This is a genomic window from Flavobacterium wongokense (genome assembly GCF_021608265.1).
GTDB classification, from domain to species: Bacteria; Bacteroidota; Bacteroidia; order Flavobacteriales; family Flavobacteriaceae; genus Flavobacterium; species Flavobacterium wongokense.
In genome coordinates, this window is record NZ_JAKIHP010000001.1 from 486,020 (window position 1) to 506,607 (window position 20,588).

Consider the following 20,588-nt stretch of genomic DNA (forward strand, 5'->3'; position numbering starts at 1 on the left):
TTACATTTGGTATAGCTAAACTGACTTTCAATTTCTTCAAAAAATATAACTATGAAAATAAAATTACTCTTATTACTGCTTATTACAACTGCAATAAGTTTTGCACAAAACCAGATTAATTCGTTTTATGGAACAAGCGGTTTTATTTCAAGTGCAGTAACTTCAGCCAATCCCATAAACCATGGTGCCGGTGGTACTGCACAAAACTGGACATTTAGTGGCTTGACTCCTTACGGAAATACTACTTATACTTACGTCGCACCAACAGCAAATGAGTCTTCAACTTATCCGGGCACTACGAGTGTAATTGTTTCCTCTTCAACCCAAGGTTCCACCACGACCGAAGGAAGAATGTTTACAAAAGCAGCAGGAGCAACAATTTCCATTACAGGATTAAGTGCTTCGGGTTTGACCATTAATTTAAATGGAGGAACAAACGGAAGCGGAAATGCCACTCTTGGAGCTTTTCCTATGGTTTACCCTTTTACCAACACCGACAGCTCGCTTAGCGGAACCTATAATTACACCACATATTCAGGAACTTTTTCCGGCAATATGACCACTACTGTTGACGGTTACGGTGTTTTAAATTTGCCGCAATATGGCTATACCGGAAATGTAACGAGGTTAAAAACGGTTTTGACCATTTCATTGAATTATCTTTTTCTAACAGATATTGGAACAATAACCCAAACTTCTTATAGTTATTATGCTCCAAGCGATACGAGCAATAATTTTAAATTCAGGAGCGTAAATACAACTGCAGTTGTGGATTTGGCCGGAATCAACCAAAATGACACCACACTTGAAGTAGGATTTGCCGCAATTTTAGGAACAAGTACTAATGCGTTGCAATCGGTTTGGATTAAAAATCCGGTTGAAAACACTATCGAAATCAATACTCCAACTGCTATTGAAAATGCCAAAATCAACATTACCGATATGCTGGGCAAAACCATTTACCAGTCGCAAAACAATTCTATTGATGGCACATTCGAACTCCCGATTTCGTTAACCAAAGGAATCTACCTGATTACAATCGGAAATGATAACGGAAGCATTACGAAGAAAATCGTTAAGAGTTAAATGATGAAAAAACTCTTTGCTCTTTTACTGTTATCCGCTTTTGTAACATCCTGTTCAGAAGACGGCAACGCTAAATCTGAATCTGCTGACATCCTTGGACAATGGAAAGTAATCGAAATACTGGTTGATCCCGGTGATGGTAGTGGTACTTTTGAACCGTATACTGAAGACTGGAAAATGACTTTCTCGGACGATGGCCACATCTATAGTTATTATTCGCTTTGTGATCCTACAATCCATGCTTCAGGAGACACCTTTTTTGGCTTCCCTTATATTGCCAGTGCAAACCGCGTGGTTACCGAAGATTGTTTTAATGAAGGCAACTGGCAGTTAACCTATGAACTCGTTGGCGAAAACCTTATTTTGCATTATCCCTTCACTGAAGAGGTTTCGTATAAATTTGTACGTGTGGCCAACTAAACCTTAAATTTCAAAGGGAGGTGTACCACTTTTTTGGTTTCAAAGAATTCATCTTTGAAAAACTCAGCGATGTTGTATTCGGTTGCGTTGGGAAAATCCTTTAATTCTTCGGTTAAATCGCCACCTTTGAGATAAAGGATTCCGTTTTTGAGTTCGTGTTTGTTCTGCTTTTTGATCTTGTCTTTTATCCAGGAAACAAAATCAGGCATGTTGGTCACCGCACGGCTTACTATAAAATCATAATCGCCTTTGGCGTTTTCGGCACGCAATTGTTCGGCCTTCACATTCTTCAATCCCAAACCATCAACAACAGCCTGAACCACTTTTATTTTTTTGGCAATAACATCGATTAAATAAAAACGCGTTTCAGGAAATAATATCGCCAACGGAATTCCGGGAAAACCGCCACCAGTCCCAACATCCAGGATATAGGTTCCGGGCTCAAACGGTTGGATTTTGGCAATAGCCAAAGAATGCAGCACGTGTTTGGTGTATAATTCGTCTATGTCTTTACGGGAAATTACATTAATTTTAGCATTCCAATCCTGATACAAGGCTTCCAATTTTTGAAACTGTAGTATTTGATTTTCAGTAAGATTGGGGAATTGTTTGATAATTTCTTCCATAAATTGAATTTTCAACAAAAATAGTGCTTTTGGTTAATAATTATGATTTGTTTATAATCTTTAAAAAATTATAATAATTATCTTTGAGCCAAATTTGAAATTCTATAAATGAATACCGCCACACCTACATTTTCTACAAAAGATACCTTGAAATTTTTCAGGACTTTAAACTCAAGAGTCAACAATTATTTCAAGGAAAACAATATCAAAAAAACCGGAAACTGGAAACTGCACTTTAAAACGATTGTAATGTTTGCCATTTTCCTAACGCCATACTTTTTCCTTTTGGCAATGGATATGCCGTTTTGGGTGTATTTGTTATTAAACATTGTAATCGGTGTTGGAATGGCCGGCGTTGGAATGAACGTAATGCACGATGGAAACCACGGTTCGTATTCGAGCAAATCCTGGCTCAACAAATTTATGGGCGGAAGCATTTATATTTTGGCCGGAAACGTTTACAACTGGCAGGTTCAGCACAATGTTTTGCATCACACTTATACCAATATCCACGGGCATGACGAAGACTTGGAAGCCGGAAGGATTATGCGTTTTACCAAACAGGCAGAATGGAGAAGATTCCATAAATTCCAACATTACTATTCTATTTTCCTTTACGGATTACTTACGTTCAACTGGGCAATTACAACCGATTTCCTTCAGATGAAACGCTACCTGAAAAGAAATTTATCGTATGGTGAATTCAAAAAACCGGTTATTCGCTGGACTACATTGGTTATAACCAAAATCATTTATTTTTCCATTTGGATTGTAGCTCCATTAATCGTTGGAGTTGAATGGTGGAAAGTGGTTTTAGGATTTTTGGTAATGCATTACACTGCCGGAGTTATCCTAAGCGTGGTGTTCCAATTGGCACATGTTGTAGAAGACATTGCTTATCCGGAACCAAATGACGAAGGTGAAATTGAAAACACCTGGGCAATCCACCAACTGTTTACTACTGCGAATTTTGCTCCCAAAAACTGGCTGGTAAATTACTACACCGGAGGTTTGAATCATCAGGTAGAGCACCATTTATTTCCAAACATCAGTCATATCCATTATGACAAAATCTCAAAAATCGTTAAGGAAACTGCACACGAATTTGAACTGCCTTACATGGAATTCAAAACCATGAGAGAAGCTGTTGTTTCGCATTTCAGGCATTTAAAAGAGCTGGGGCAAAATCCTCAAGTAGCATAAAACATTTGTAAAGACGCCATTAGTGGCGTTTTTCATTTAATCATAAACCAACGACACAATGAATATTTTATCGGACAGAATCAATAATCTATCTACCTCACAAACCCTTGCCATGGCTGCCTTGGCAAGAGAATTAAAAGCACAGGGAAAAGACATCATCAGTTTGAGTCTTGGCGAACCCGATTTCAACACACCTGATTTTATCAAGGAAGCAGCAAAAAAAGCAATTGATGAAAATTACAGCACTTATACTCCGGTTGACGGTTATGTGGAATTGAAAGAAGCAATTTGTCGAAAGTTCAAACGCGACAATAATCTGGATTATAAACCGGCAAACATTGTGGTTTCCACTGGTGCTAAACAATCCTTATACAACATTGCACAGGTAATGCTGAATGATGGTGATGAAGTGATTTTACCAGCGCCGTATTGGGTTTCGTATTATGAAATCATCAAATTGTCTGGCGGAGTTCCGGTTGAAGTGCCAACTTCTGTGGATACCGATTTTAAAATCACAGCAGAACAATTGGAAAAAGCCATTACGCCAAAAACCAAAATGATGTGGTTCAGTTCGCCCTGCAACCCAAGTGGTTCGGTTTATAACCGTGAAGAGCTTACCGCCATTGGAAAAGTATTGGAAAAACACCCAAACATCTATATCGTATCAGACGAAATCTACGAACATATCAATTTCTCAGGAACATTTTGCAGCATTGCCTCAATTCCTGGATTATTCGAAAGAACGATTACAGTAAACGGAGTTGCTAAAGCTTTTGCAATGACCGGATGGAGAATCGGTTATATTGGTGCACCAGAATTTATCGCTAAAGCCTGTACCAAAATGCAGGGACAGGTAACTTCCGGAGCCAATTCTATTGCGCAAAGAGCCACCATCACAGCTGTTGAAGCCGATCCAAAAGTATTGAACGAAATGGTAGCTGCCTTCAAAAACCGTCGTGATTTGGTGGTGGGATTAACCAAGGATATTCCGGGTTTGAAACTCAATGTTCCCGAAGGTGCATTCTACGTTTTCCCTGATATTTCTTCGTTTTTTGGTAAAACATTACGCGGAAAACTAATCAACAATGCTGATGATTTTTCGATGTACCTTTTATCCGAAGCCAATGTTGCTACCGTTACCGGTGACGCTTTTGGTAATCCAAGCTGCATCAGGATTTCCTATGCAACCAGCGAAGAGCTTTTATCCGAAGCCTTCAAAAGAATCAAGGAAGCACTAGCTTAAAACATATCACGCCTCAAGGAAACTTGGGGCTTTTTTATTTCAATAATCTGGGCGTTACCGCGCTTGCAGCGCGGTCGGGCTTTTCGCAAGTACATGGTACTTTGCTACAATCCCTAACGCAAAATATCTTTAAAGAACACACTATGAAAAAGAAAATACTACTACTCGGTTCCGGAGAATTAGGAAAGGAATTTGTTATCGCAGCCCAAAGAATAGGGCAAACCGTCATAGCTGTCGACAGCTACGAAAACGCACCGGCAATGCAGGTTGCGCATAGTTTTGAAGTCATCAATATGCTCGATGGCGATGCTTTGGATAAAATCGTTGCCAAGCACCAACCCGATTTCATCGTTCCCGAAATTGAAGCCATACGAACCGAACGTTTTTACGATTATGAAAAGCAAGGCATTACCGTAGTCCCATCTGCGAAAGCGGCCAACTTTACGATGAACCGAAAAGCAATCCGCGATTTGGCTGCAAAGGAATTAGGCTTACGAACGGCAAATTACCGTTATGCAACTTCATCAGAAGAATTGCGAAAAGCAGTTTCCGAAGTCGGAATTCCCTGCGTCGTAAAACCTTTGATGAGCTCTTCAGGAAAAGGCCAATCCACCATAAAAACCGAAGCTGATATTGAAAAAGCCTGGAACTATGCCGAAGAAGGTTCGCGTGGTGATATTGTAGAAGTTATCGTTGAAGCATTCGTCAACTTCAATTCCGAAATCACTTTATTGACCGTTACCCAAAACAACAACCCAACCTTATTTTGCGCTCCAATAGGACACCGCCAGGAACGTGGCGATTACCAGGAAAGCTGGCAGCCGGCGTTGGTTTCGGACAAGGATTTGTTCGAGGCACAGGATATGGCCGAAAAAGTAACCGAAGCCCTTGGTGGTGCAGGTCTTTTTGGTGTTGAATTTTTCCTTACGGATGAAGGCGTTTATTTCTCGGAATTATCACCAAGGCCACACGACACCGGAATGGTGACCTTAGCCGGAACCCAAAACTTCAATGAATTCGAATTGCATCTGCGTGCGGTTTTGAGTTTGCCGATTTTTGAAATTACTTTAGAAAAAGTAGGTGCAAGTGCAGTGATTTTGGCCGGAGGAAATTCGGATAAACCAACTTTTTCAGGAATTTCGAAAGTGGCTTCGTTACCTAAAACCGATTTTCGTATATTTGGAAAACCGACTTCAAGGCCTTACCGAAGAATGGGAGTAGTTTTGACCAACGATTCATTGGGAACACCCATTGAAAATGTAGTCGAAAAGGTAAAAGAAACAGCAAAATTAGTAACCGTAAATCTATAGATTATGAAGAAATTATTTTTAGTGGCATTCCTTTCATTAGGATTAGCGTCAGTGAATGCACAGGAGAAAAAGCAGGAACAAAAAACACAAATCGTTGAAGCTTCGTGCGGTCAGTGCCAATTCGGAATGAAAGGCAAAGGCGGTTGTGACCTGGCTGTCCGTATTGATGGAAAAACCTATTTCGTTGACGGAACAGACATTCACAAACACGGTGATGCCCATGCTGCTGATGGATTTTGCTCAACAGTAAGAAAAGCAGAAGTGGTTGGCGAAGTAAAAAATGACCGTTTTGTAGCAACAAGCTTTAAGCTGCTTCCGGTAGAAGGACACAATCATAGTGATCATGATGGCCACCACCATTAAAAAGACAAGCGGACTTAGTTCCGCTTTTTTTATGTTTTAGTTTTATTGTACTTTTGGGATATGACTTCGATTATACAGAACATCTCAAAACACATTTCTTTAACTCCGGAAGAAGAAGCCCTTTTTTTATCCAAAACCGAAACAAGGCATTACAAAGCCAAAACCATTATTCAAAATGCAGGACAGGTTTGCAGGGAAGGCTATTTTGTCAACTCAGGTTTGCTTCGGAGTTTCAATATCAATGACAATATTGTCGAACACGTCATGAGTTTTGCCTGCGAAGGCTGGTGGATTAGCGATATGTACAGCCTGCTTTCGCAAAAACCCGGAAATCTTTTTATCGAGGTTATGGAAGATGCTGAAGTAGTGGTGTTATCAAAAGTAAATCAGGATCAACTGTACCTTGAAATCCCAAAACTCGAACGCTTTTTCAGAATTCTTATCGAAAATTCCCTGGTAGCCAATCAGGAACGCCTGATGGACAACCTCAGCCTGACTGCCGAAGAACGCTTTGAGAAGTTCTGCAAAAAATACCCAGGCCTGATCCAGAAAGTACCTCAAAAGCAAATCGCTTCCTTCATAGGAGTGACACCCGAATTTTTCAGCAAGATGAAATCGCGTATGCTTCGGAAATAACCCAAAGGTTAAGAAAAACCAAAACTCCAGTATTTCCAATCTCTCCCAGCCCTCGGACGAGCTTCGGACTCTCTCGAATGGTCTTCGGGCTCCCTCCAAAGAGCTTCGGACGCTCTCGAACAATTGTCAGACTTGCTCGTGAGGTCTTCTAATGCTCTTTAATTATCTTATGAGTCAGTAAAATGGCCTTCTAACACACTCGTCTGAGCTCCTGACACCATCAAACGACTTTCTTAACCTACATTAAGTGCTGTTGCGAGGTTCCAGACGTAAATTTGTATCATAAAAATTAGTAAATTTAAACATTATGAAAAATACAGTTGTTCACAAAGCAAATACACGCGGACACGCGGATCACGGTTGGTTGAACGCACACCACACTTTCAGTTTTGCAGGTTACTATGATCCAAACCGCGTTCAGTTTGGCGTACTTAGGGTTTTAAACGATGACATTGTTGCACCTGGAATGGGTTTCGGAACACATCCTCACGATAATATGGAAATCATTACCATTCCTTTGGAAGGTGATTTGGCACACAAAGACAGCATGGGAAATACTGAGGTTATCAAATTTGGCGATGTTCAGGTGATGAGTGCCGGAACCGGAATCCAACATTCTGAATTCAATCCAAACCATGACAAAAGAACCAATCTGCTGCAGATTTGGGTGTTCCCTAAATTCAGGAATGTAGAACCACGTTACCAACAAATCACATTGGATACCACTGACCGCCATAATAAACTGCAACAGGTTTTATCTCCAAATGCAGATGATGCCGGGGTTTGGATCCATCAGGATGCCTGGTTCCATATGGGAAATCTGGACAAAGGTGTTGCTATCGATTACAATCGTAAAAAAGAAGGCAACGGTTTGTATGTTTTTGTGATAAAAGGAAGCGTAAAAGTTGATGGCCAGGAATTGGAACAACGCGATGGTATGGGTATCACCGATTTTGACAAAGTAAGTTTTGAAGCTACGGCTGATGCAGAGGTTTTATTAATGGAAGTACCAATGAATCAATAATTATGAACGAAGTACAATTAACAATCAACGGGAAAAATGGATTTTTTCACATTGATGTCGATGGAAAACAGGAAGCAAAAATGACTTTTGTTTTTGCAGGCGATGATAAAATCATCATCGACCACACGGAAGTAAATCCCGGGAACGAAGGCAAGGGATTTGGCAAAAAAATGGTAACCAAAGCGGTGGAATACGCCCGTGAAAACGGCATCAAAATAATTCCGCTCTGCCCGTTTGCAAAAAGTGTTTTTGACAAGGTTCCCGATTTTAGAGACGTATTGTAATGGAACCTTATTTGGAACAAAATATAGAAGGAAAGATTGGTACACAAAAATATTTGTGTACCATTTCCTGGCGTAATGGCGAATTACTGATGGACGAACCCGAAAGTATTGGCGGCAGGGATTTAGGACCTGACCCATTTTCAACATTTTTGGCTTCACTGGCTGGCTGTACTTTATCCACACTGCGGATGTACATCGACCGAAAAGGCTGGGATATTCCAGAGATTCAAATTTCAATGAACCTGGCTCAACAGGCTGGCGAAGAATTGGAAACGACCATTTTTAAGACCCTCACATTTTCAGGAAATGTAAGCGAGGAACAAAAAGAACGATTATTGGTCATTGCCGACAAATGCCCGATTTCGAAACTATTAAAAGGAAATATAATCATTAACACCACTATTTAATTATGGATCCGAAAGACCTAACCAAAGAATACACCAATGGCGAAGTGACCATAGTGTGGCAATCTGGGAAGTGCATTCATTCTGCCAATTGCGCACGCAACAATCCCGATGTTTTCAAACCAAGGGAAACGCCCTGGATTACCCCAGAAGATTCGACAACCGATAAAATCATCGAAACCGTAAAAAAATGCCCTTCAGGAGCATTAACCTATTATCTGAATAAAAAATAAAATGAAGAAAAAACTACTTGCCTTTGGCGCTTCGAACAGCAGCGATTCCATTAATAAACAATTGGCAAAATATGCCTCAAAACAGTTTAAGGATGTTACTGTTGACCTTTTGGATTTGAATGATTACGAAATGCCTATTTATTCCAAAGACCGGGAAAAGAAAGATGGCTTTCCGCAACTGGCACACGACTTTTATAAAAAAATTGGCGATTCCGATTTCATCCTAATCTCCTTTGCAGAAAACAATGGGAATTACACCACGGCTTTCAAGAATATCCTGGATTGGACTTCGCGCATCAACAGCAAAACGTTCCAGGAAAAACCGATGCTATTGTTGGCTACATCTCCCGGCGCACGTGGTGGAAACACCGTTTTGGATATCGCTGTCAAGCGAATGCCTTTTCAGGGCGGAATTGTAAAGGGCAGTTTTTCACTGCCGAGTTTCAATTCAAATTTTGATGAAGAAAAAGGAGAAATTTCGAATGAGGAACTCAATAAAGAGCTACTGAAGATTATCGATTCCATCGAAATTTAGAAAGCTTTTTTTTGATGATTATGGAAGCCAGTGTTTTAATTATTGTTTAAATTTGTGTTGACCACAAACTATTAACCATTAAAACACACTATTATGAAAAATCTAAAAATTTTATTTTCAGTAATCGTTTTGGCTGTCTTTGTTATTTCGTGTAGCAGTGACAGTGATAATTCCCCGAAAGTTAAATACCAAATTGCCGAGATTGACAATGCAATTACCGAAATCAGGTATACAAAATCAAATGGTGATACTCAGATACTAAGTGATTGGACAGAGTTTGCCGGGACGAATGGCGATTCGAAAACTGTTAGCGCTTCTGATATACCTTTTAATGCTGAGCTTAAGATTACAGTAAACAATACAACTCCAAATACCAAAACCTATACTTTGGTAATTTATGTTGATGGCGAAGTAGCCGATTTCACTCCGATGAGTGTTCCGCCAATGGCCATTACAACAGGTGTGGTAGACTATATTGTTGAACCGTAATAAAATCCTATTTTTGCCATTCAAAACAAAACCAATATTTATACTTATAGATGAAAGCATATATTTTTCCAGGACAAGGAGCTCAATTTACCGGAATGGGTAAAGACTTATATGAAAACTCGGCTTTAGCCAAAGAACTTTTCGAAAAAGCCAATGATATTTTAGGTTTCCGCATTACAGACATTATGTTTGAAGGCACAGCCGAAGAATTAAAAGAGACCAAGGTTACCCAACCTGCGGTTTTTTTGCATTCTGTAATTTTAGCCAAAACCTTAAACATCAAACCGGATATGGTTGCGGGACATTCGTTGGGCGAATTTTCAGCCTTGGTTGCCAATGGTGCCTTATCTTTTGAAGACGGTTTGAAGCTGGTTTCAAAAAGAGCCTTAGCAATGCAGAAAGCCTGCGAAATTACGCCTTCGACCATGGCTGCTGTTTTAAATCTGGATGACAAAATCGTAGAAGATATTTGTGCGTCGATTGATGGTGTTGTTGTTGCGGCAAATTATAATTGTCCCGGACAATTGGTAATTTCCGGAGAATACAAGGCAGTGGAACTCGCTTGTGAAAAAATGAAGGAAGCCGGAGCAAAACGCGCTTTGATTTTGCCTGTTGGTGGTGCATTCCATTCCCCGATGATGGAACCAGCAAGAGAAGAATTGGCTGCAGCCATTGAAGCTACTACTTTCTCTACTCCAAGCTGCCCTGTTTATCAGAATGTCACTGCTTCTGCAGTTTCTGATGCCAGTGAAATCAAGAAAAACCTAATCATTCAACTGACTGCTCCGGTAAGATGGACGCAATCGGTACAACAAATGATAAAAGACGGCGCAACAAGCTTTACCGAAGTTGGGCCAGGGAAAGTACTGGTTGGATTGGTTGGTAAAATCAATAACGAAGTTGAGACAATTTCAGCATAAATAATTAAAATTTTTAACCATGAAGAAACTAATCTTATCCCTTGCCTTTGCTGCAATGATTGTATCCTGCCAGGAGAAAACCAAGGAAAAAATTGAAGACGCTACCGACGCTGTAGGAACTGAAGTAGAGCAAAAAATAGATACTGTTGGCCAAAAGATAGATACTCTGGGCAACAAGATAGATGCTGCAGCAGATTCAGTAACATCGAAAACAAAACGCGCTGTTGAAAAAGGTGCCCAAAAAGTTGAAGAAGGTGCCCAAAAAGTAAAAGACGCCGTGAAGAAATAACAAAAAAGCCTTGAAATCTCAAGGCTTTTTTTATTTTAACTTCTAATCTTCTGTTCCCATTTCCAGGCCGAAGTCAGTGCGTCTTCCAAAGAAAGTTCCGCCTTCCATCCTAAAACATCATTGGCTTTATCGGTACTGGCATACGCCGAGATTACATCTCCGCTCCTTCTGTCTACAATTTTATACGGCAGCTTTTGTCCTGAAATTTTTTCAAAAGCATGAATCACTTCCAATACAGAGCTTCCTTTTCCGGTTCCCAAGTTGAAAATCTCAACTTTATCCTGATTTTGTTTTTTCAATAAACGCTGCAATGCCACAACATGGGCTTTGGCAACATCAACAACATGAATATAATCGCGGATACAGGTTCCGTCCGGTGTTGGGTAATCATTTCCAAAAACAGATAATTCCTTTCTTAAACCCAGCGCGGTTTGCGTAATGAATGGCACTAAGTTTTGTGGAACTCCAAGTGGCAATTCACCAATCTCGGCCGTTGCATGAGCTCCAATTGGATTAAAATAACGCAGCAATACCGAATTAAGATTGGTAACATTGGCAACATCAAAAATGATTTCTTCGCCAATCTGCTTGGTGTTTCCATACGGAGACATTGCCGGCTGTACGGAAGCGTTTTCGGTGATTGGCATTTTTTCGGCCTGGCCATAAACGGTACACGACGAACTGAAAATAAAATTAGCCTGAGGCAGATTCGTCAGTTCCTGTAAAATATATACCAACGCATTGATATTGTTTTCGTAATACAACAAAGGGTTTTCAACGCTTTCACCAACGGCTTTTGAAGCTGCAAAATGAATTACGCCCGCAATATCCTTATGTTTATTAAAGAAATTTTGGACTGCCGGTTTATCCCTTAAATCAATGTTTTCGAATAGTGGTTTTTTACCTGTAATTTTTTCAATGCCATCAAGTACATCAACAGACGAATTAGAAAGATTGTCAATAGCGACTACCTCAAAACCTTCATTTTGTAATTCAACAACTGTGTGTGAACCTATAAATCCTAAACCACCTGTTACAACTATCTTCATCTGTTATTTTAAAAATTCTAAAACGCTGTCTGTAATAAATTTTATCTGATCGTCTTCAAGTTCGGTATGCATTGGCAGCGAGATTACTTCTTTCACCAATTGGTTGGTTACCGGAAAATCTTCTTCCTTGTATCTTGAATCGACATAAGCTTTTTGCGAATGCAGTGGAATTGGATAATAAATTGCACATGGAATTCCTTTATCCAAAAGATGCTGCATTAGTGCATCCCTATCGGCATCAATGATTCTCAAAGTATATTGGTGGAAAACATGGTCATCACCGTTTTCGTCAAATGACGGAGTGATGATGTTTTTATGATTGCCCAAAGCCGCATTGTATTTTGACGCTGCTCCTCTTCTTGCCGAATTATACTCATTAAGCAATGGTAATTTTGCATCCAAAACCGCAGCCTGTAAACTGTCCAAACGCGAATTCACACCCACAACATCATGATGGTAGCGTACATACATTCCGTGATTTACAATTCCGCGTATCGTATGAGCCAAAGCATCGTCATTGGTAAAAATTGCACCACCATCACCATAGCATCCTAAGTTTTTAGATGGGAAAAACGAGGTTGAGGAAACGTGTCCAATCACTCCTGCCTTCTTTTTGCTTCCGTCTGAAAAAGTACAGTTGGCACCAATTGCCTGAGCGTTATCTTCGATTACATATAAGTTATGCTCCTTTGCAATTTGCATGATGGCTTCCATATTGGCAGCTCTTCCGAATAAATGCACCGGAACAATCGCTTTGGTTTTTGGCGTAATCGCTTTTTTGATAGCGTCAAGCGAAATGTTCATATCATCCAAATTTACATCAACCAAAACCGGAGTCAACTGCAATAATGCAATAACCTCAACGGTGGCGGCAAAAGTAAAATCGGCTGTGATCACTTCATCACCCGGTTTCAAACCCAATCCCATCATGGCAATTTGTAGAGCATCGGTTCCGTTGGCACATGGAATTACATGTTTTACATCCAGATACTGTTCAAGGTTTTTTTGGAACTCATGAACTTTTGGTCCATTGATATAGGTTGTAGTATCTAAAACTTCCTGGATGGAAGCATCAACTTTGGTTTTTATTTTTTCGTATTGACTTTTTAAGTCAACCATTTGTATTTTCTTCATGATACTGAAATTTGAGATGCAAAAGTAAGAAATTCTAAAGTAGAATTTCAAGTTCCGCAAAAGAAACGTACTTTAGCGCAACAAATTTTTGAGGATGCTTTTTCTGTATAATATAGTATTGATTTTTGCTTCACAGGTTGTGAAACTGCTGGCGCTTTTTAGTCCGAAAATAAAGCTCTTTGTTGAAGGAAGGAAAAGTGTTTTTCAAACTTTAAGCAGTAAAATCAATACAGGAGACAAAACCATCTGGTTTCACGCCGCCTCTCTCGGCGAATTTGAACAGGGACTGCCTGTGATGGAAAAAATCAAAATCCAGTATCCCAACCATAAAATTGTAGTGACGTTTTTTTCCCCTTCGGGCTATGAAGTCCGTAAAAACAACACTATTGCTGATGCTACTGTTTACCTGCCTTTGGATACAAAATCAAATGCGAGGCAATTTCTGAAACTGGTGCATCCCGATTTGGTTTTCTTTATCAAATATGAATATTGGCCGAACTACCTGAACGAGTTGAAAAAGCTGAACATCAAAACCTATCTGATTTCAGGAATTTTCAGGGAAAACCAGGCGTTTTTCAAATGGTATGGAGGTTTTTACAGGAATGCCTTGAAAGCTTTTGATTACTTTTTTGTTCAGAATGAAAGTTCGAAAAAATTATTGCAGAGCCTTAATTTCAATAATGTAAAAATCTCGGGCGATACCCGATTTGACCGTGTTGTCGCAATTTTGGAACGGGACAATTCATTGGATTTTATTAAACAATTCAAGAACAACACCATTACAATTGTAATTGGAAGTTCGTGGCCAAAAGACGAGAGTTTGTTGGTGGATTACATCAATCAGCCCAATGAAAAAGTAAAATTCATCATTGCGCCACACAATATCAAACCGGATCAGATTCAGGAATTGAAAAATTCGATTTCCAAAAAAACGATTTTGTTTTCGGAAAAAGAGAATGTCGATTTATCCTCATTTGATGTTTTGATTGTGGACACGATTGGCATTTTGACCAAAATCTATAGCTATGCCGATGTTGCTTATGTTGGTGGCGGATTTGGAAATCCCGGTGTTCACAACATTTTGGAACCGGCAACCTTCGGCATTCCGATTGTTGTAGGCCCGAATTTCTCTCATTTTGCCGAAGCTGCGGCTTTGGTACATCAGGAAGGCTGTGTTTCGATTTCGAATCAAAATGAACTCAACGATGCGTTTTCCAATTTGATTTCGAACGAAGACATCCGTCACGAAAAAGGCCACATCTGTTCGACTTTCGTGCAGATGAATAAAGGCGCAACCGATGTTATTTTGCAACACATTGGTAACAATTAATATAAAACAAATACCTACTTCTATAAAATTTACAATCATGAGATTACTAAAACTCCTTTTACTTTTTGTCTTTGTACAAGTATCGGCACAGCAAGGTGGCATGTGGATTCCTTCATTATTGAAAGGGATGAACGAAAGCGAAATGAAAAACCTTGGTATGAAAATCACAGCCGAGCAGATTTATTCGATTAACAAGTCAAGCTTGAAAGATGCTGTTCCGCAATTCAACGGAGGTTGTACTTCGGAAGTTATTTCGGATAAAGGGCTGATTTTGACCAATCACCACTGCGGCTTTGATGCCATTCAAAACCATTCGTCTGTTGAACACGATTATATTACTGATGGTTTTTGGGCTTACAAAATGGAAGACGAATTACTCAACAAAGGGATGGTCGTTTCATTTGTGGTAAGGATTGACGATGTAACAACTAAAGTTCTTGAAGGAACAGCTTCACTAACAGAAGCCGACAAACAAAAGAAGATCCAGGAAAATATCGCTAACCTTACCCGGACATCTCCAAAGGAATCCTGGCAGGATAATATGATTAAGACTTTTTATAATGGAAATCAGTATCTGCTTTTTGTAACTGAGACTTTTAAAGACATTAGGTTGGTTGGTGCGCCGCCAAGTTCGATTGGAAAATTTGGTGATGTTACCGATAACTGGGTTTGGCCAAGGCATACCGGTGATTTTTCATTGTTTAGGATTTATGCCGATAAGGACAATCGCCCTGCAGAATATGCTGCCGACAATGTGCCTTACAAGCCAAAATATTATTTCCCGATTTCAATTAAAGGGTTAAAGGAAAACGACTTTACGATGGTTATGGGTTATCCGGGAACTACTCAGGAATACCTGCCTGCGGTTGCCGTTGAACAAATCCTGACTATTATCGACCCAACAAAAATTGAACTTCGCGATGTTACGCTTAAAGTCCAGGACGGATTCATGCGAAAAGACAATGCCATTAAAATACAGTATGCCGCAAAAAATGCAACTATTGCCAATGCCTGGAAAAAATGGAAGGGAGAAATCAAAGGTTTGAAAAAAGCCAATGCGGTTGGTGCCAAGCAGCAATTTGAAAAACAATTCCAGGAAAAAGTCAATGCAACAGGAAAACAGGCAGAATACGGAACCTTATTGGCTGATTTTGAAAAAAATTATGCTGAAATAAAAGATTATGCCTTAGCCAAAGCATTTTGGGATGAGACTGTTATCCGAAACGGCGAACTACTTTCTGCAGGTTACAAATTGTATCAACTGGAACAATTATACAATACCAAAGGTGAACAGGCTTTCAACGACAGAAGGAACACTTTGATAAATGGTTGGGATGAGTTTTATAAAGACTTTAATGCAGCGGTTGACCAAAAGGTTTTTGAGCAGTTGATAGACATTTACAGCAAAAAATATCCAAAACAATTTTTACCGGCTTCAATGGAAAATATCAATCCGGAAGTTTTGTCGAATGAAGTTTTCACCAAATCCCAATTGGTGAGCTTTGATAAAGTCAAAGCCATATTGTTGGGTGATGCCAAAACCGTTATTGAAAAACTTAATAATGATAAAGGATATCAGGTTACAAAAGCTATGGCGGATGCGCATCTAAAAAACGTAGCACCAAAATACGATGAAATCAATCTGAAGATCACTGCAACCCAAAGAACCTATATGAAAGCCATATTGGAACTATTTCCAAAAAACAGGATTTTCCCCGATGCGAATAGCACGCTTCGTGTGACTTATGGAAAAATAAAAGGATACAAACCTAATGACGCTGTTATTTATGAACCATTCACCTATCTAGATGGCGTTATCGAAAAATACATTCCTGGTGATTATGAATATGATGTTTCAAAGAAACTGATTGATTTATACAACAAAAAGGATTACGGAGTTTATGGTGTAAATGGTAGAATGCCATTGGATTTCATTGCAACCAACCATACAACAGGAGGAAATTCGGGAAGTCCGGCGCTTGATGCAAACGGTAATTTGATCGGGTTGAATTTTGACAGGGTTTGGGAAGGAACGATGAGTGATATTTACTATTCTCCTGAGATTTGTAGGAACATTATGGTTGATATTCGCTACGTTTTGTTTATTGTAGATAAGTTTGCCGGAGCTGAAAATTTGATTAAAGAGTTAAAAATCATCACTCCACAAAAGAAAAAATAAATTTCTTAAGCCTATCTTAAGTTTTGGCACGATTATTGTTAGCCAAAAGCCGAAGTAAAATATGGGTTTTTTAAAAAAATTTAAAAAATTATTTTAACCTATTAAAAAATTTATATCTTTGCCTCGAATTAATAATTAACCTTTTATAATTAAGTAAGATGAAAAAAGTATTTTTAAGTTTAGCTGTTATTGCTGCATTAACTGTAGTATCTTGTAAACAAGCTGATGCTAACGCTGAAGCTGCTGTTGATTCAACTGCTGTTGAGGCTGTTGACACTGCTGCTGCTGCTGTTGATACTGCTGCTGCTGCTGTTGATACTGCTGCTGCAAAAGTTGAAGACGCTAAAGAAGCTGTTGAAACTGCTAAAGAAGAAGTAAAAAAATAATTAGTAAACACTAATCGTTTTTTAAAGATTTAAAGCCACGCAATTGCGTGGCTTTCTTTATTTTAGGAATTTTCGAAATCAATTGGCCCGAAAATTTCATCACTACTGGAGAAATCCAAGACTTCAGATTTCGAAATATATTTTACTATTTCATCCATTCCCTTTTGCATCATGAGTTCAGTAGAGTATTTCCTGCTGGTTGCAAAGCTCTTTTCGTCCAATATGATTTTAAAGAAATATTTTCCTCGGGAAGTTCTAAATTTCATAAAAGTGAAATTTTCAGTAGAGTTTCTTAGTATTTCAATTTCGTCCTCACATTCAAATTTCAATTCATAACTATTGCTGGTAAAAATAGTTTTCCCCTTTCGGGAAACAAATTCAAATTTGTAAAAGTCATTTAAGCGTTTGCTGATAACAAAAGTTCCCATAGGAGATTTTAAGGCATTTAAAAACAAAAAAAGCTCCAAACATAGTTTGAAGCTTTTTGTACTCAGAGCGGGACTTGAACCCGCACGAACATTGCTGTTCACTGGATTTTAAGTCCAGCGTGTCTACCAATTTCACCATCCGAGCAGAATGATATCTTGAGCGAAAAACGGGGCTCGAACCCGCGACCTCGACCTTGGCAAGGTCGCGCTCTACCAACTGAGCTATTTTCGCATTTACATTATTTGTTAGAACAGCAATACTTATGCAGTATTGCGGATGCAAATGTAATACTTAAATTGAATAATACAAACGTTTTTTTTGAAAAAAACTTTGACCCAACATAATCAACTGATACACAAAATTCAGTAGCTGGATTTATTTTTTCTGAAGCATTCTTTTTAATTCATTTAGCTTCATCAAAGCCTCTATCGGTGTTAGGGTATTGATGTCTAATCCCATGATATCTTCCCTTATTTCCTCCAATAATGGGTCGTCAAGATTGAAGATATTGAGCTGCATCTCGTCCTTTGCCGACTTTATTCCGCTAAGCGATTCACTGGAGTGGTTCTTTTCCAGTTTCTTTAAAAGTTTCTGCGCTTTTTGAATAACCATCTGTGGCATTCCCGCCATTTTAGCTACATGGATACCAAAACTATGGGCGCTTCCTCCTGCAACCAACTTTCTGATAAAAAGAACCGTATCTTTTAACTCCTTTACCGAAACATTGTAATTCCTGATTCTTGGAAGCAATTCGGTCATCTCGTTCAGTTCATGATAATGCGTCGCAAAAAGGGTTTTTGCCCTTGCCGGGTTTTCATGTAGGAATTCAGCAATTGCCCAGGCAATCGAAATTCCATCATAAGTACTTGTACCGCGCCCAATCTCATCCAATAAAACCAAACTCCTATCTGAAATGTTATTCAAAATCGAAGCCGTTTCATTCATTTCAACCATGAAAGTAGATTCACCCATCGAAATGTTATCACTCGCTCCTACCCTTGTAAATATTTTATCTATAACTCCCATTCGGACTTTCTCAGCTGGAACAAAACTTCCCATTTGAGCCAGTAAAACAATCAAGGCTGTTTGTCTCAGTATTGCCGATTTTCCGGACATATTAGGGCCCGTAATCATAATCACCTGCTGCGTTTCCCTATCCAAAAAAACATCATTGGGCACATACGGCACTCCAACCGGCAGTTGCTTTTCAATTACCGGATGACGGCCATTGGTAATTTCCAATTCAAATGATTCATCCAGCATTGGGCAAACATAATTATTTTCGATAGCGAGCTGTGCAAACGAAATTAAACAGTCCAACTGCGCAATTAAGTTGGCATTTAGCTGTACTTGTTTTATATAGGTAGAAATCCAACTAACCAACTGCTCAAACAACTGGCTTTCTATATGATGGATTTTTTCTTCGGCACCAAGGATTTTGGTTTCGTATTCCTTTAATTCTTCTGTGATGTATCTTTCGGCGTTGACTAAAGTCTGCTTTCGGATCCATTCCGCAGGAACTTTGTCTTTATGTGTATTTCGTACTTCTATATAATATCCAAAAACATTATTAAAGGAAATTTTCAGTGAAGAAATTCCGGTTGCTTCTGATTCGCGTTTTTCAATTCCTTCCAGAAACTCCTTACCTGAAAAAGCAATGCTTCGCAATTCATCCAATTCGGCATGAACTCCGGTTGCAATGGCGTTTCCTTTTGCAATAGCAACAGGCGCATCCTGATTTAAAGTTGCCTGTATTTTTTCGCGAAGTAAATCACAGGCATGAAGGCTGTCGCCAATGGTGCGAACCGCTTCCTGCTTACTTTCAAGGGCAATGGTCTTTATCGGAATGATAGCGTCCAACGATTCTTTTAGATATATGACTTCACGTGGAGAAATTTTTCCGGTTGCAACCTTAGAGATTAAACGCTCCAAATCGGAAATCTGCTTGATTTGGTATTGCATTTTTTGAAACACTTCTTCATTATCCTTTAGAAAAGAAACCACTTCATGACGGTTCCTGATTTTGTGGATATCCTTCAAAGGCAAGGCCAGCCAACGTTTCAACAAACGTGAACCCATTGGCGAAAGCGTTTTATCAATGACATCCAAAAGTGTAACAGCGTTTTGGGAATGACTGTGGTACAATTCCAGGTTGCGGATGGTAAAACGGTCCATCCATACATATGCATCCTCAGCAATACGCTGAATGTTGGTGATGTGCTGTACTTTATTGTGTTGCGTTTCTGATAAATAATACAAAATTGCTCCTGAGGCAATGATTCCATCAGTCAATTCCTCAACACCAAAACCTTTAAGTGAATTCGTCTGGAAATGATTGTTCAGGGTTTCATTTGCATAATCTTCCTTATAAACCCAATCTTCGAGATAAAAAACATTGAATTTTTCGCCAAAGATTTCCTTGAATTGGTTTCGATTGTTTTTCTGGATTAAGATTTCACTCGGGCTGAAGTTTTGCAAAAGCTTGTCGATATACTCGTCATTCCCTTGTGATGTCAGGAACTCGCCCGTAGATACATCCAAGAAGGAAACCCCTAATTGTTTCTTTCCAAAATAAACCGATGCCAGGAAGTTATTCGACCTGGACTGCAACACTTCATCATTCATGGAAACTCCCGGAGTAACCAATTCGGTTACACCACGTTTGACAATGGTCTTGGTCATTTTTGGATCTTCGAGCTGATCACAAATGGCAACCCGAAGCCCGGCTTTTACAAGTTTCGGCAAATACGTATTTAAGGAATGATGCGGAAAACCAGCCAAAGCCGTTTCGGTTTCGCTTCCTGCTCCGCGTTTCGTTAAAACAATGCCTAAAATTTTGGAAGCACGAATGGCGTCCTCGCCAAAAGTTTCATAAAAATCACCTACCCTAAATAACAGGCATGCATCGGGATATTTTCTTTTTATCTCGTTGTATTGCTTCATTAAAGGAGTTTCTTTCGTAGAAGTTTCTTTGGCTGCCAATGGTTTCGGAATTAATTTTAGTGGAAGCGAATTT

General features: G+C 39.3%; 23 protein-coding genes and 2 tRNA genes. 18 read left to right on the top strand and 7 right to left on the bottom strand.

The window, feature by feature from the left end; translation table 11 throughout:
* Window positions 1-51: 51 nt before the first annotated feature.
* Complete coding sequence (locus L1S31_RS01990; protein WP_236461362.1) at window positions 52-1,086, top strand: T9SS type A sorting domain-containing protein; 1,035 nt, start codon at window positions 52-54, stop codon at window positions 1,084-1,086.
* Window positions 1,087-1,506, top strand: coding sequence for a hypothetical protein (locus L1S31_RS01995; RefSeq protein ID WP_236461364.1), 420 nt, complete (start codon window positions 1,087-1,089; stop codon window positions 1,504-1,506).
* Here the strand turns inward: L1S31_RS01995 and rsmG are convergent.
* Window positions 1,503-2,132: a 16S rRNA (guanine(527)-N(7))-methyltransferase RsmG gene (gene rsmG, locus L1S31_RS02000; RefSeq protein WP_236461366.1), complete on the bottom strand. Its 630-nt coding sequence runs from the start codon at window positions 2,130-2,132 to the stop codon at window positions 1,503-1,505. The genes L1S31_RS01995 and rsmG overlap by 4 nt on opposite strands.
* A gap of 108 nt (window positions 2,133-2,240) precedes the next feature.
* Between rsmG and L1S31_RS02005 the strand changes: the two genes are divergently transcribed.
* From L1S31_RS02005 to L1S31_RS02065, 13 genes are all read left to right on the top strand, one after another.
* Window positions 2,241-3,335, top strand: coding sequence for a fatty acid desaturase family protein (locus L1S31_RS02005; protein WP_236461369.1), 1,095 nt, complete (start codon window positions 2,241-2,243; stop codon window positions 3,333-3,335).
* 58 nt (window positions 3,336-3,393) lie between these two features.
* Window positions 3,394-4,578, top strand: coding sequence for a pyridoxal phosphate-dependent aminotransferase (locus L1S31_RS02010; RefSeq protein ID WP_236461371.1), 1,185 nt, complete (start codon window positions 3,394-3,396; stop codon window positions 4,576-4,578).
* 143 nt (window positions 4,579-4,721) lie between these two features.
* Window positions 4,722-5,888 (top strand): formate-dependent phosphoribosylglycinamide formyltransferase, encoded by a 1,167-nt coding sequence (gene purT, locus L1S31_RS02015; RefSeq protein WP_236461374.1) that lies wholly within the window; start codon window positions 4,722-4,724, stop codon window positions 5,886-5,888.
* Window positions 5,889-5,891: 3 nt separating this feature from the next.
* Window positions 5,892-6,251, top strand: coding sequence for a DUF6370 family protein (locus L1S31_RS02020; RefSeq protein ID WP_236461376.1), 360 nt, complete (start codon window positions 5,892-5,894; stop codon window positions 6,249-6,251).
* A gap of 60 nt (window positions 6,252-6,311) precedes the next feature.
* Window positions 6,312-6,887, top strand: a complete 576-nt coding sequence (locus L1S31_RS02025; protein WP_236461378.1) for a Crp/Fnr family transcriptional regulator — start codon at window positions 6,312-6,314, stop codon at window positions 6,885-6,887.
* Window positions 6,888-7,194: 307 nt separating this feature from the next.
* Window positions 7,195-7,911, top strand: coding sequence for a pirin family protein (locus L1S31_RS02030; protein ID WP_236461380.1), 717 nt, complete (start codon window positions 7,195-7,197; stop codon window positions 7,909-7,911).
* A 2-nt stretch (window positions 7,912-7,913) separates the two neighbouring features.
* Window positions 7,914-8,195, top strand: coding sequence for a GNAT family N-acetyltransferase (locus tag L1S31_RS02035; RefSeq protein WP_236461382.1), 282 nt, complete (start codon window positions 7,914-7,916; stop codon window positions 8,193-8,195).
* Window positions 8,196-8,206: 11 nt separating this feature from the next.
* Window positions 8,207-8,602, top strand: coding sequence for an OsmC family protein (locus L1S31_RS02040; protein ID WP_236461384.1), 396 nt, complete (start codon window positions 8,207-8,209; stop codon window positions 8,600-8,602).
* A 2-nt stretch (window positions 8,603-8,604) separates the two neighbouring features.
* A complete protein-coding gene (locus L1S31_RS02045) occupies window positions 8,605-8,832 on the top strand; it encodes a (4Fe-4S)-binding protein (RefSeq protein WP_236461386.1) in 228 nt (75 codons plus the stop codon).
* 1 nt (window position 8,833) lies between these two features.
* Window positions 8,834-9,367 carry an NADPH-dependent FMN reductase gene (locus L1S31_RS02050; protein WP_236461388.1) on the top strand — a complete coding sequence of 178 codons (534 nt, stop codon included), beginning with the start codon at window positions 8,834-8,836 and terminating at the stop codon, window positions 9,365-9,367.
* A gap of 93 nt (window positions 9,368-9,460) precedes the next feature.
* Window positions 9,461-9,856, top strand: a complete 396-nt coding sequence (locus L1S31_RS02055; protein ID WP_236461389.1) for a hypothetical protein — start codon at window positions 9,461-9,463, stop codon at window positions 9,854-9,856.
* Window positions 9,857-9,906: 50 nt separating this feature from the next.
* Window positions 9,907-10,776, top strand: coding sequence for an ACP S-malonyltransferase (gene fabD / locus L1S31_RS02060; protein ID WP_236461390.1), 870 nt, complete (start codon window positions 9,907-9,909; stop codon window positions 10,774-10,776).
* A 19-nt stretch (window positions 10,777-10,795) separates the two neighbouring features.
* On the top strand, window positions 10,796-11,065 hold the full coding sequence (locus tag L1S31_RS02065) for a hypothetical protein (protein ID WP_236461391.1): 270 nt from the start codon (window positions 10,796-10,798) through the stop codon (window positions 11,063-11,065).
* 35 nt (window positions 11,066-11,100) lie between these two features.
* On the opposite strand, the gene galE is transcribed toward L1S31_RS02065, so the two are convergent.
* Both galE and L1S31_RS02075 read right to left on the bottom strand, forming a co-directional pair.
* On the bottom strand, window positions 11,101-12,114 hold the full coding sequence (gene galE, locus L1S31_RS02070; RefSeq protein WP_236461392.1) for a UDP-glucose 4-epimerase GalE: 1,014 nt from the start codon (window positions 12,112-12,114) through the stop codon (window positions 11,101-11,103).
* 3 nt (window positions 12,115-12,117) lie between these two features.
* Window positions 12,118-13,248 (bottom strand): DegT/DnrJ/EryC1/StrS family aminotransferase, encoded by a 1,131-nt coding sequence (locus L1S31_RS02075; RefSeq protein ID WP_236461393.1) that lies wholly within the window; start codon window positions 13,246-13,248, stop codon window positions 12,118-12,120.
* 94 nt (window positions 13,249-13,342) lie between these two features.
* Here L1S31_RS02075 and L1S31_RS02080 point away from each other — a divergent pair, with 94 nt between their 5' ends.
* The 3 genes from L1S31_RS02080 (at window position 13,343) to L1S31_RS02090 (ending at window position 17,143) form a co-directional block, all read left to right on the top strand.
* Window positions 13,343-14,578: a 3-deoxy-D-manno-octulosonic acid transferase gene (locus tag L1S31_RS02080; protein WP_236461394.1), complete on the top strand. Its 1,236-nt coding sequence runs from the start codon at window positions 13,343-13,345 to the stop codon at window positions 14,576-14,578.
* A 37-nt stretch (window positions 14,579-14,615) separates the two neighbouring features.
* Window positions 14,616-16,757, top strand: a complete 2,142-nt coding sequence (locus tag L1S31_RS02085) for a S46 family peptidase (RefSeq protein WP_236461395.1) — start codon at window positions 14,616-14,618, stop codon at window positions 16,755-16,757.
* 158 nt (window positions 16,758-16,915) lie between these two features.
* Window positions 16,916-17,143, top strand: coding sequence for a PG1828 family lipoprotein (locus L1S31_RS02090; RefSeq protein WP_236461396.1), 228 nt, complete (start codon window positions 16,916-16,918; stop codon window positions 17,141-17,143).
* A gap of 62 nt (window positions 17,144-17,205) precedes the next feature.
* Here the strand turns inward: L1S31_RS02090 and L1S31_RS02095 are convergent, their stop codons facing one another.
* The 4 genes from L1S31_RS02095 to mutS form a co-directional block, all read right to left on the bottom strand.
* Entirely contained in the window at window positions 17,206-17,571 is a 366-nt protein-coding gene (locus L1S31_RS02095; RefSeq protein ID WP_236461397.1) for a DUF1508 domain-containing protein, read from the bottom strand.
* A 59-nt stretch (window positions 17,572-17,630) separates the two neighbouring features.
* Window positions 17,631-17,716: transfer RNA gene (locus L1S31_RS02100), tRNA-Leu, on the bottom strand.
* Between the two features lie 14 nt (window positions 17,717-17,730).
* A tRNA-Gly gene (locus L1S31_RS02105) sits at window positions 17,731-17,803 on the bottom strand.
* Window positions 17,804-17,947: 144 nt separating this feature from the next.
* Window positions 17,948-20,554, bottom strand: a complete 2,607-nt coding sequence (gene mutS, locus L1S31_RS02110) for a DNA mismatch repair protein MutS (RefSeq protein WP_236461421.1) — start codon at window positions 20,552-20,554, stop codon at window positions 17,948-17,950.
* Between the last annotated feature and the right edge of the window lie 34 nt (window positions 20,555-20,588).

What these genes read in the sequence shown, in the direction of transcription:
- L1S31_RS01990 (WP_236461362.1), top strand. Translation starts at nt 52, where the DNA reads ATGAAAATAAAATTACTCTTATTACTGCTTATTACAACTGCAATAAGT.
- L1S31_RS01995 (WP_236461364.1), top strand. Translation starts at nt 1,087, where the DNA reads ATGATGAAAAAACTCTTTGCTCTTTTACTGTTATCCGCTTTTGTAACA.
- rsmG (WP_236461366.1), bottom strand. Translation starts at nt 2,132, where the DNA reads ATGGAAGAAATTATCAAACAATTCCCCAATCTTACTGAAAATCAAATA.
- L1S31_RS02005 (WP_236461369.1), top strand. Translation starts at nt 2,241, where the DNA reads ATGAATACCGCCACACCTACATTTTCTACAAAAGATACCTTGAAATTT.
- L1S31_RS02010 (WP_236461371.1), top strand. Translation starts at nt 3,394, where the DNA reads ATGAATATTTTATCGGACAGAATCAATAATCTATCTACCTCACAAACC.
- purT (WP_236461374.1), top strand. Translation starts at nt 4,722, where the DNA reads ATGAAAAAGAAAATACTACTACTCGGTTCCGGAGAATTAGGAAAGGAA.
- L1S31_RS02020 (WP_236461376.1), top strand. Translation starts at nt 5,892, where the DNA reads ATGAAGAAATTATTTTTAGTGGCATTCCTTTCATTAGGATTAGCGTCA.
- L1S31_RS02025 (WP_236461378.1), top strand. Translation starts at nt 6,312, where the DNA reads ATGACTTCGATTATACAGAACATCTCAAAACACATTTCTTTAACTCCG.
- L1S31_RS02030 (WP_236461380.1), top strand. Translation starts at nt 7,195, where the DNA reads ATGAAAAATACAGTTGTTCACAAAGCAAATACACGCGGACACGCGGAT.
- L1S31_RS02035 (WP_236461382.1), top strand. Translation starts at nt 7,914, where the DNA reads ATGAACGAAGTACAATTAACAATCAACGGGAAAAATGGATTTTTTCAC.
- L1S31_RS02045 (WP_236461386.1), top strand. Translation starts at nt 8,605, where the DNA reads ATGGATCCGAAAGACCTAACCAAAGAATACACCAATGGCGAAGTGACC.
- L1S31_RS02050 (WP_236461388.1), top strand. Translation starts at nt 8,834, where the DNA reads ATGAAGAAAAAACTACTTGCCTTTGGCGCTTCGAACAGCAGCGATTCC.
- L1S31_RS02055 (WP_236461389.1), top strand. Translation starts at nt 9,461, where the DNA reads ATGAAAAATCTAAAAATTTTATTTTCAGTAATCGTTTTGGCTGTCTTT.
- fabD (WP_236461390.1), top strand. Translation starts at nt 9,907, where the DNA reads ATGAAAGCATATATTTTTCCAGGACAAGGAGCTCAATTTACCGGAATG.
- L1S31_RS02065 (WP_236461391.1), top strand. Translation starts at nt 10,796, where the DNA reads ATGAAGAAACTAATCTTATCCCTTGCCTTTGCTGCAATGATTGTATCC.
- galE (WP_236461392.1), bottom strand. Translation starts at nt 12,114, where the DNA reads ATGAAGATAGTTGTAACAGGTGGTTTAGGATTTATAGGTTCACACACA.
- L1S31_RS02075 (WP_236461393.1), bottom strand. Translation starts at nt 13,248, where the DNA reads ATGAAGAAAATACAAATGGTTGACTTAAAAAGTCAATACGAAAAAATA.
- L1S31_RS02080 (WP_236461394.1), top strand. Translation starts at nt 13,343, where the DNA reads ATGCTTTTTCTGTATAATATAGTATTGATTTTTGCTTCACAGGTTGTG.
- L1S31_RS02085 (WP_236461395.1), top strand. Translation starts at nt 14,616, where the DNA reads ATGAGATTACTAAAACTCCTTTTACTTTTTGTCTTTGTACAAGTATCG.
- L1S31_RS02090 (WP_236461396.1), top strand. Translation starts at nt 16,916, where the DNA reads ATGAAAAAAGTATTTTTAAGTTTAGCTGTTATTGCTGCATTAACTGTA.
- L1S31_RS02095 (WP_236461397.1), bottom strand. Translation starts at nt 17,571, where the DNA reads ATGGGAACTTTTGTTATCAGCAAACGCTTAAATGACTTTTACAAATTT.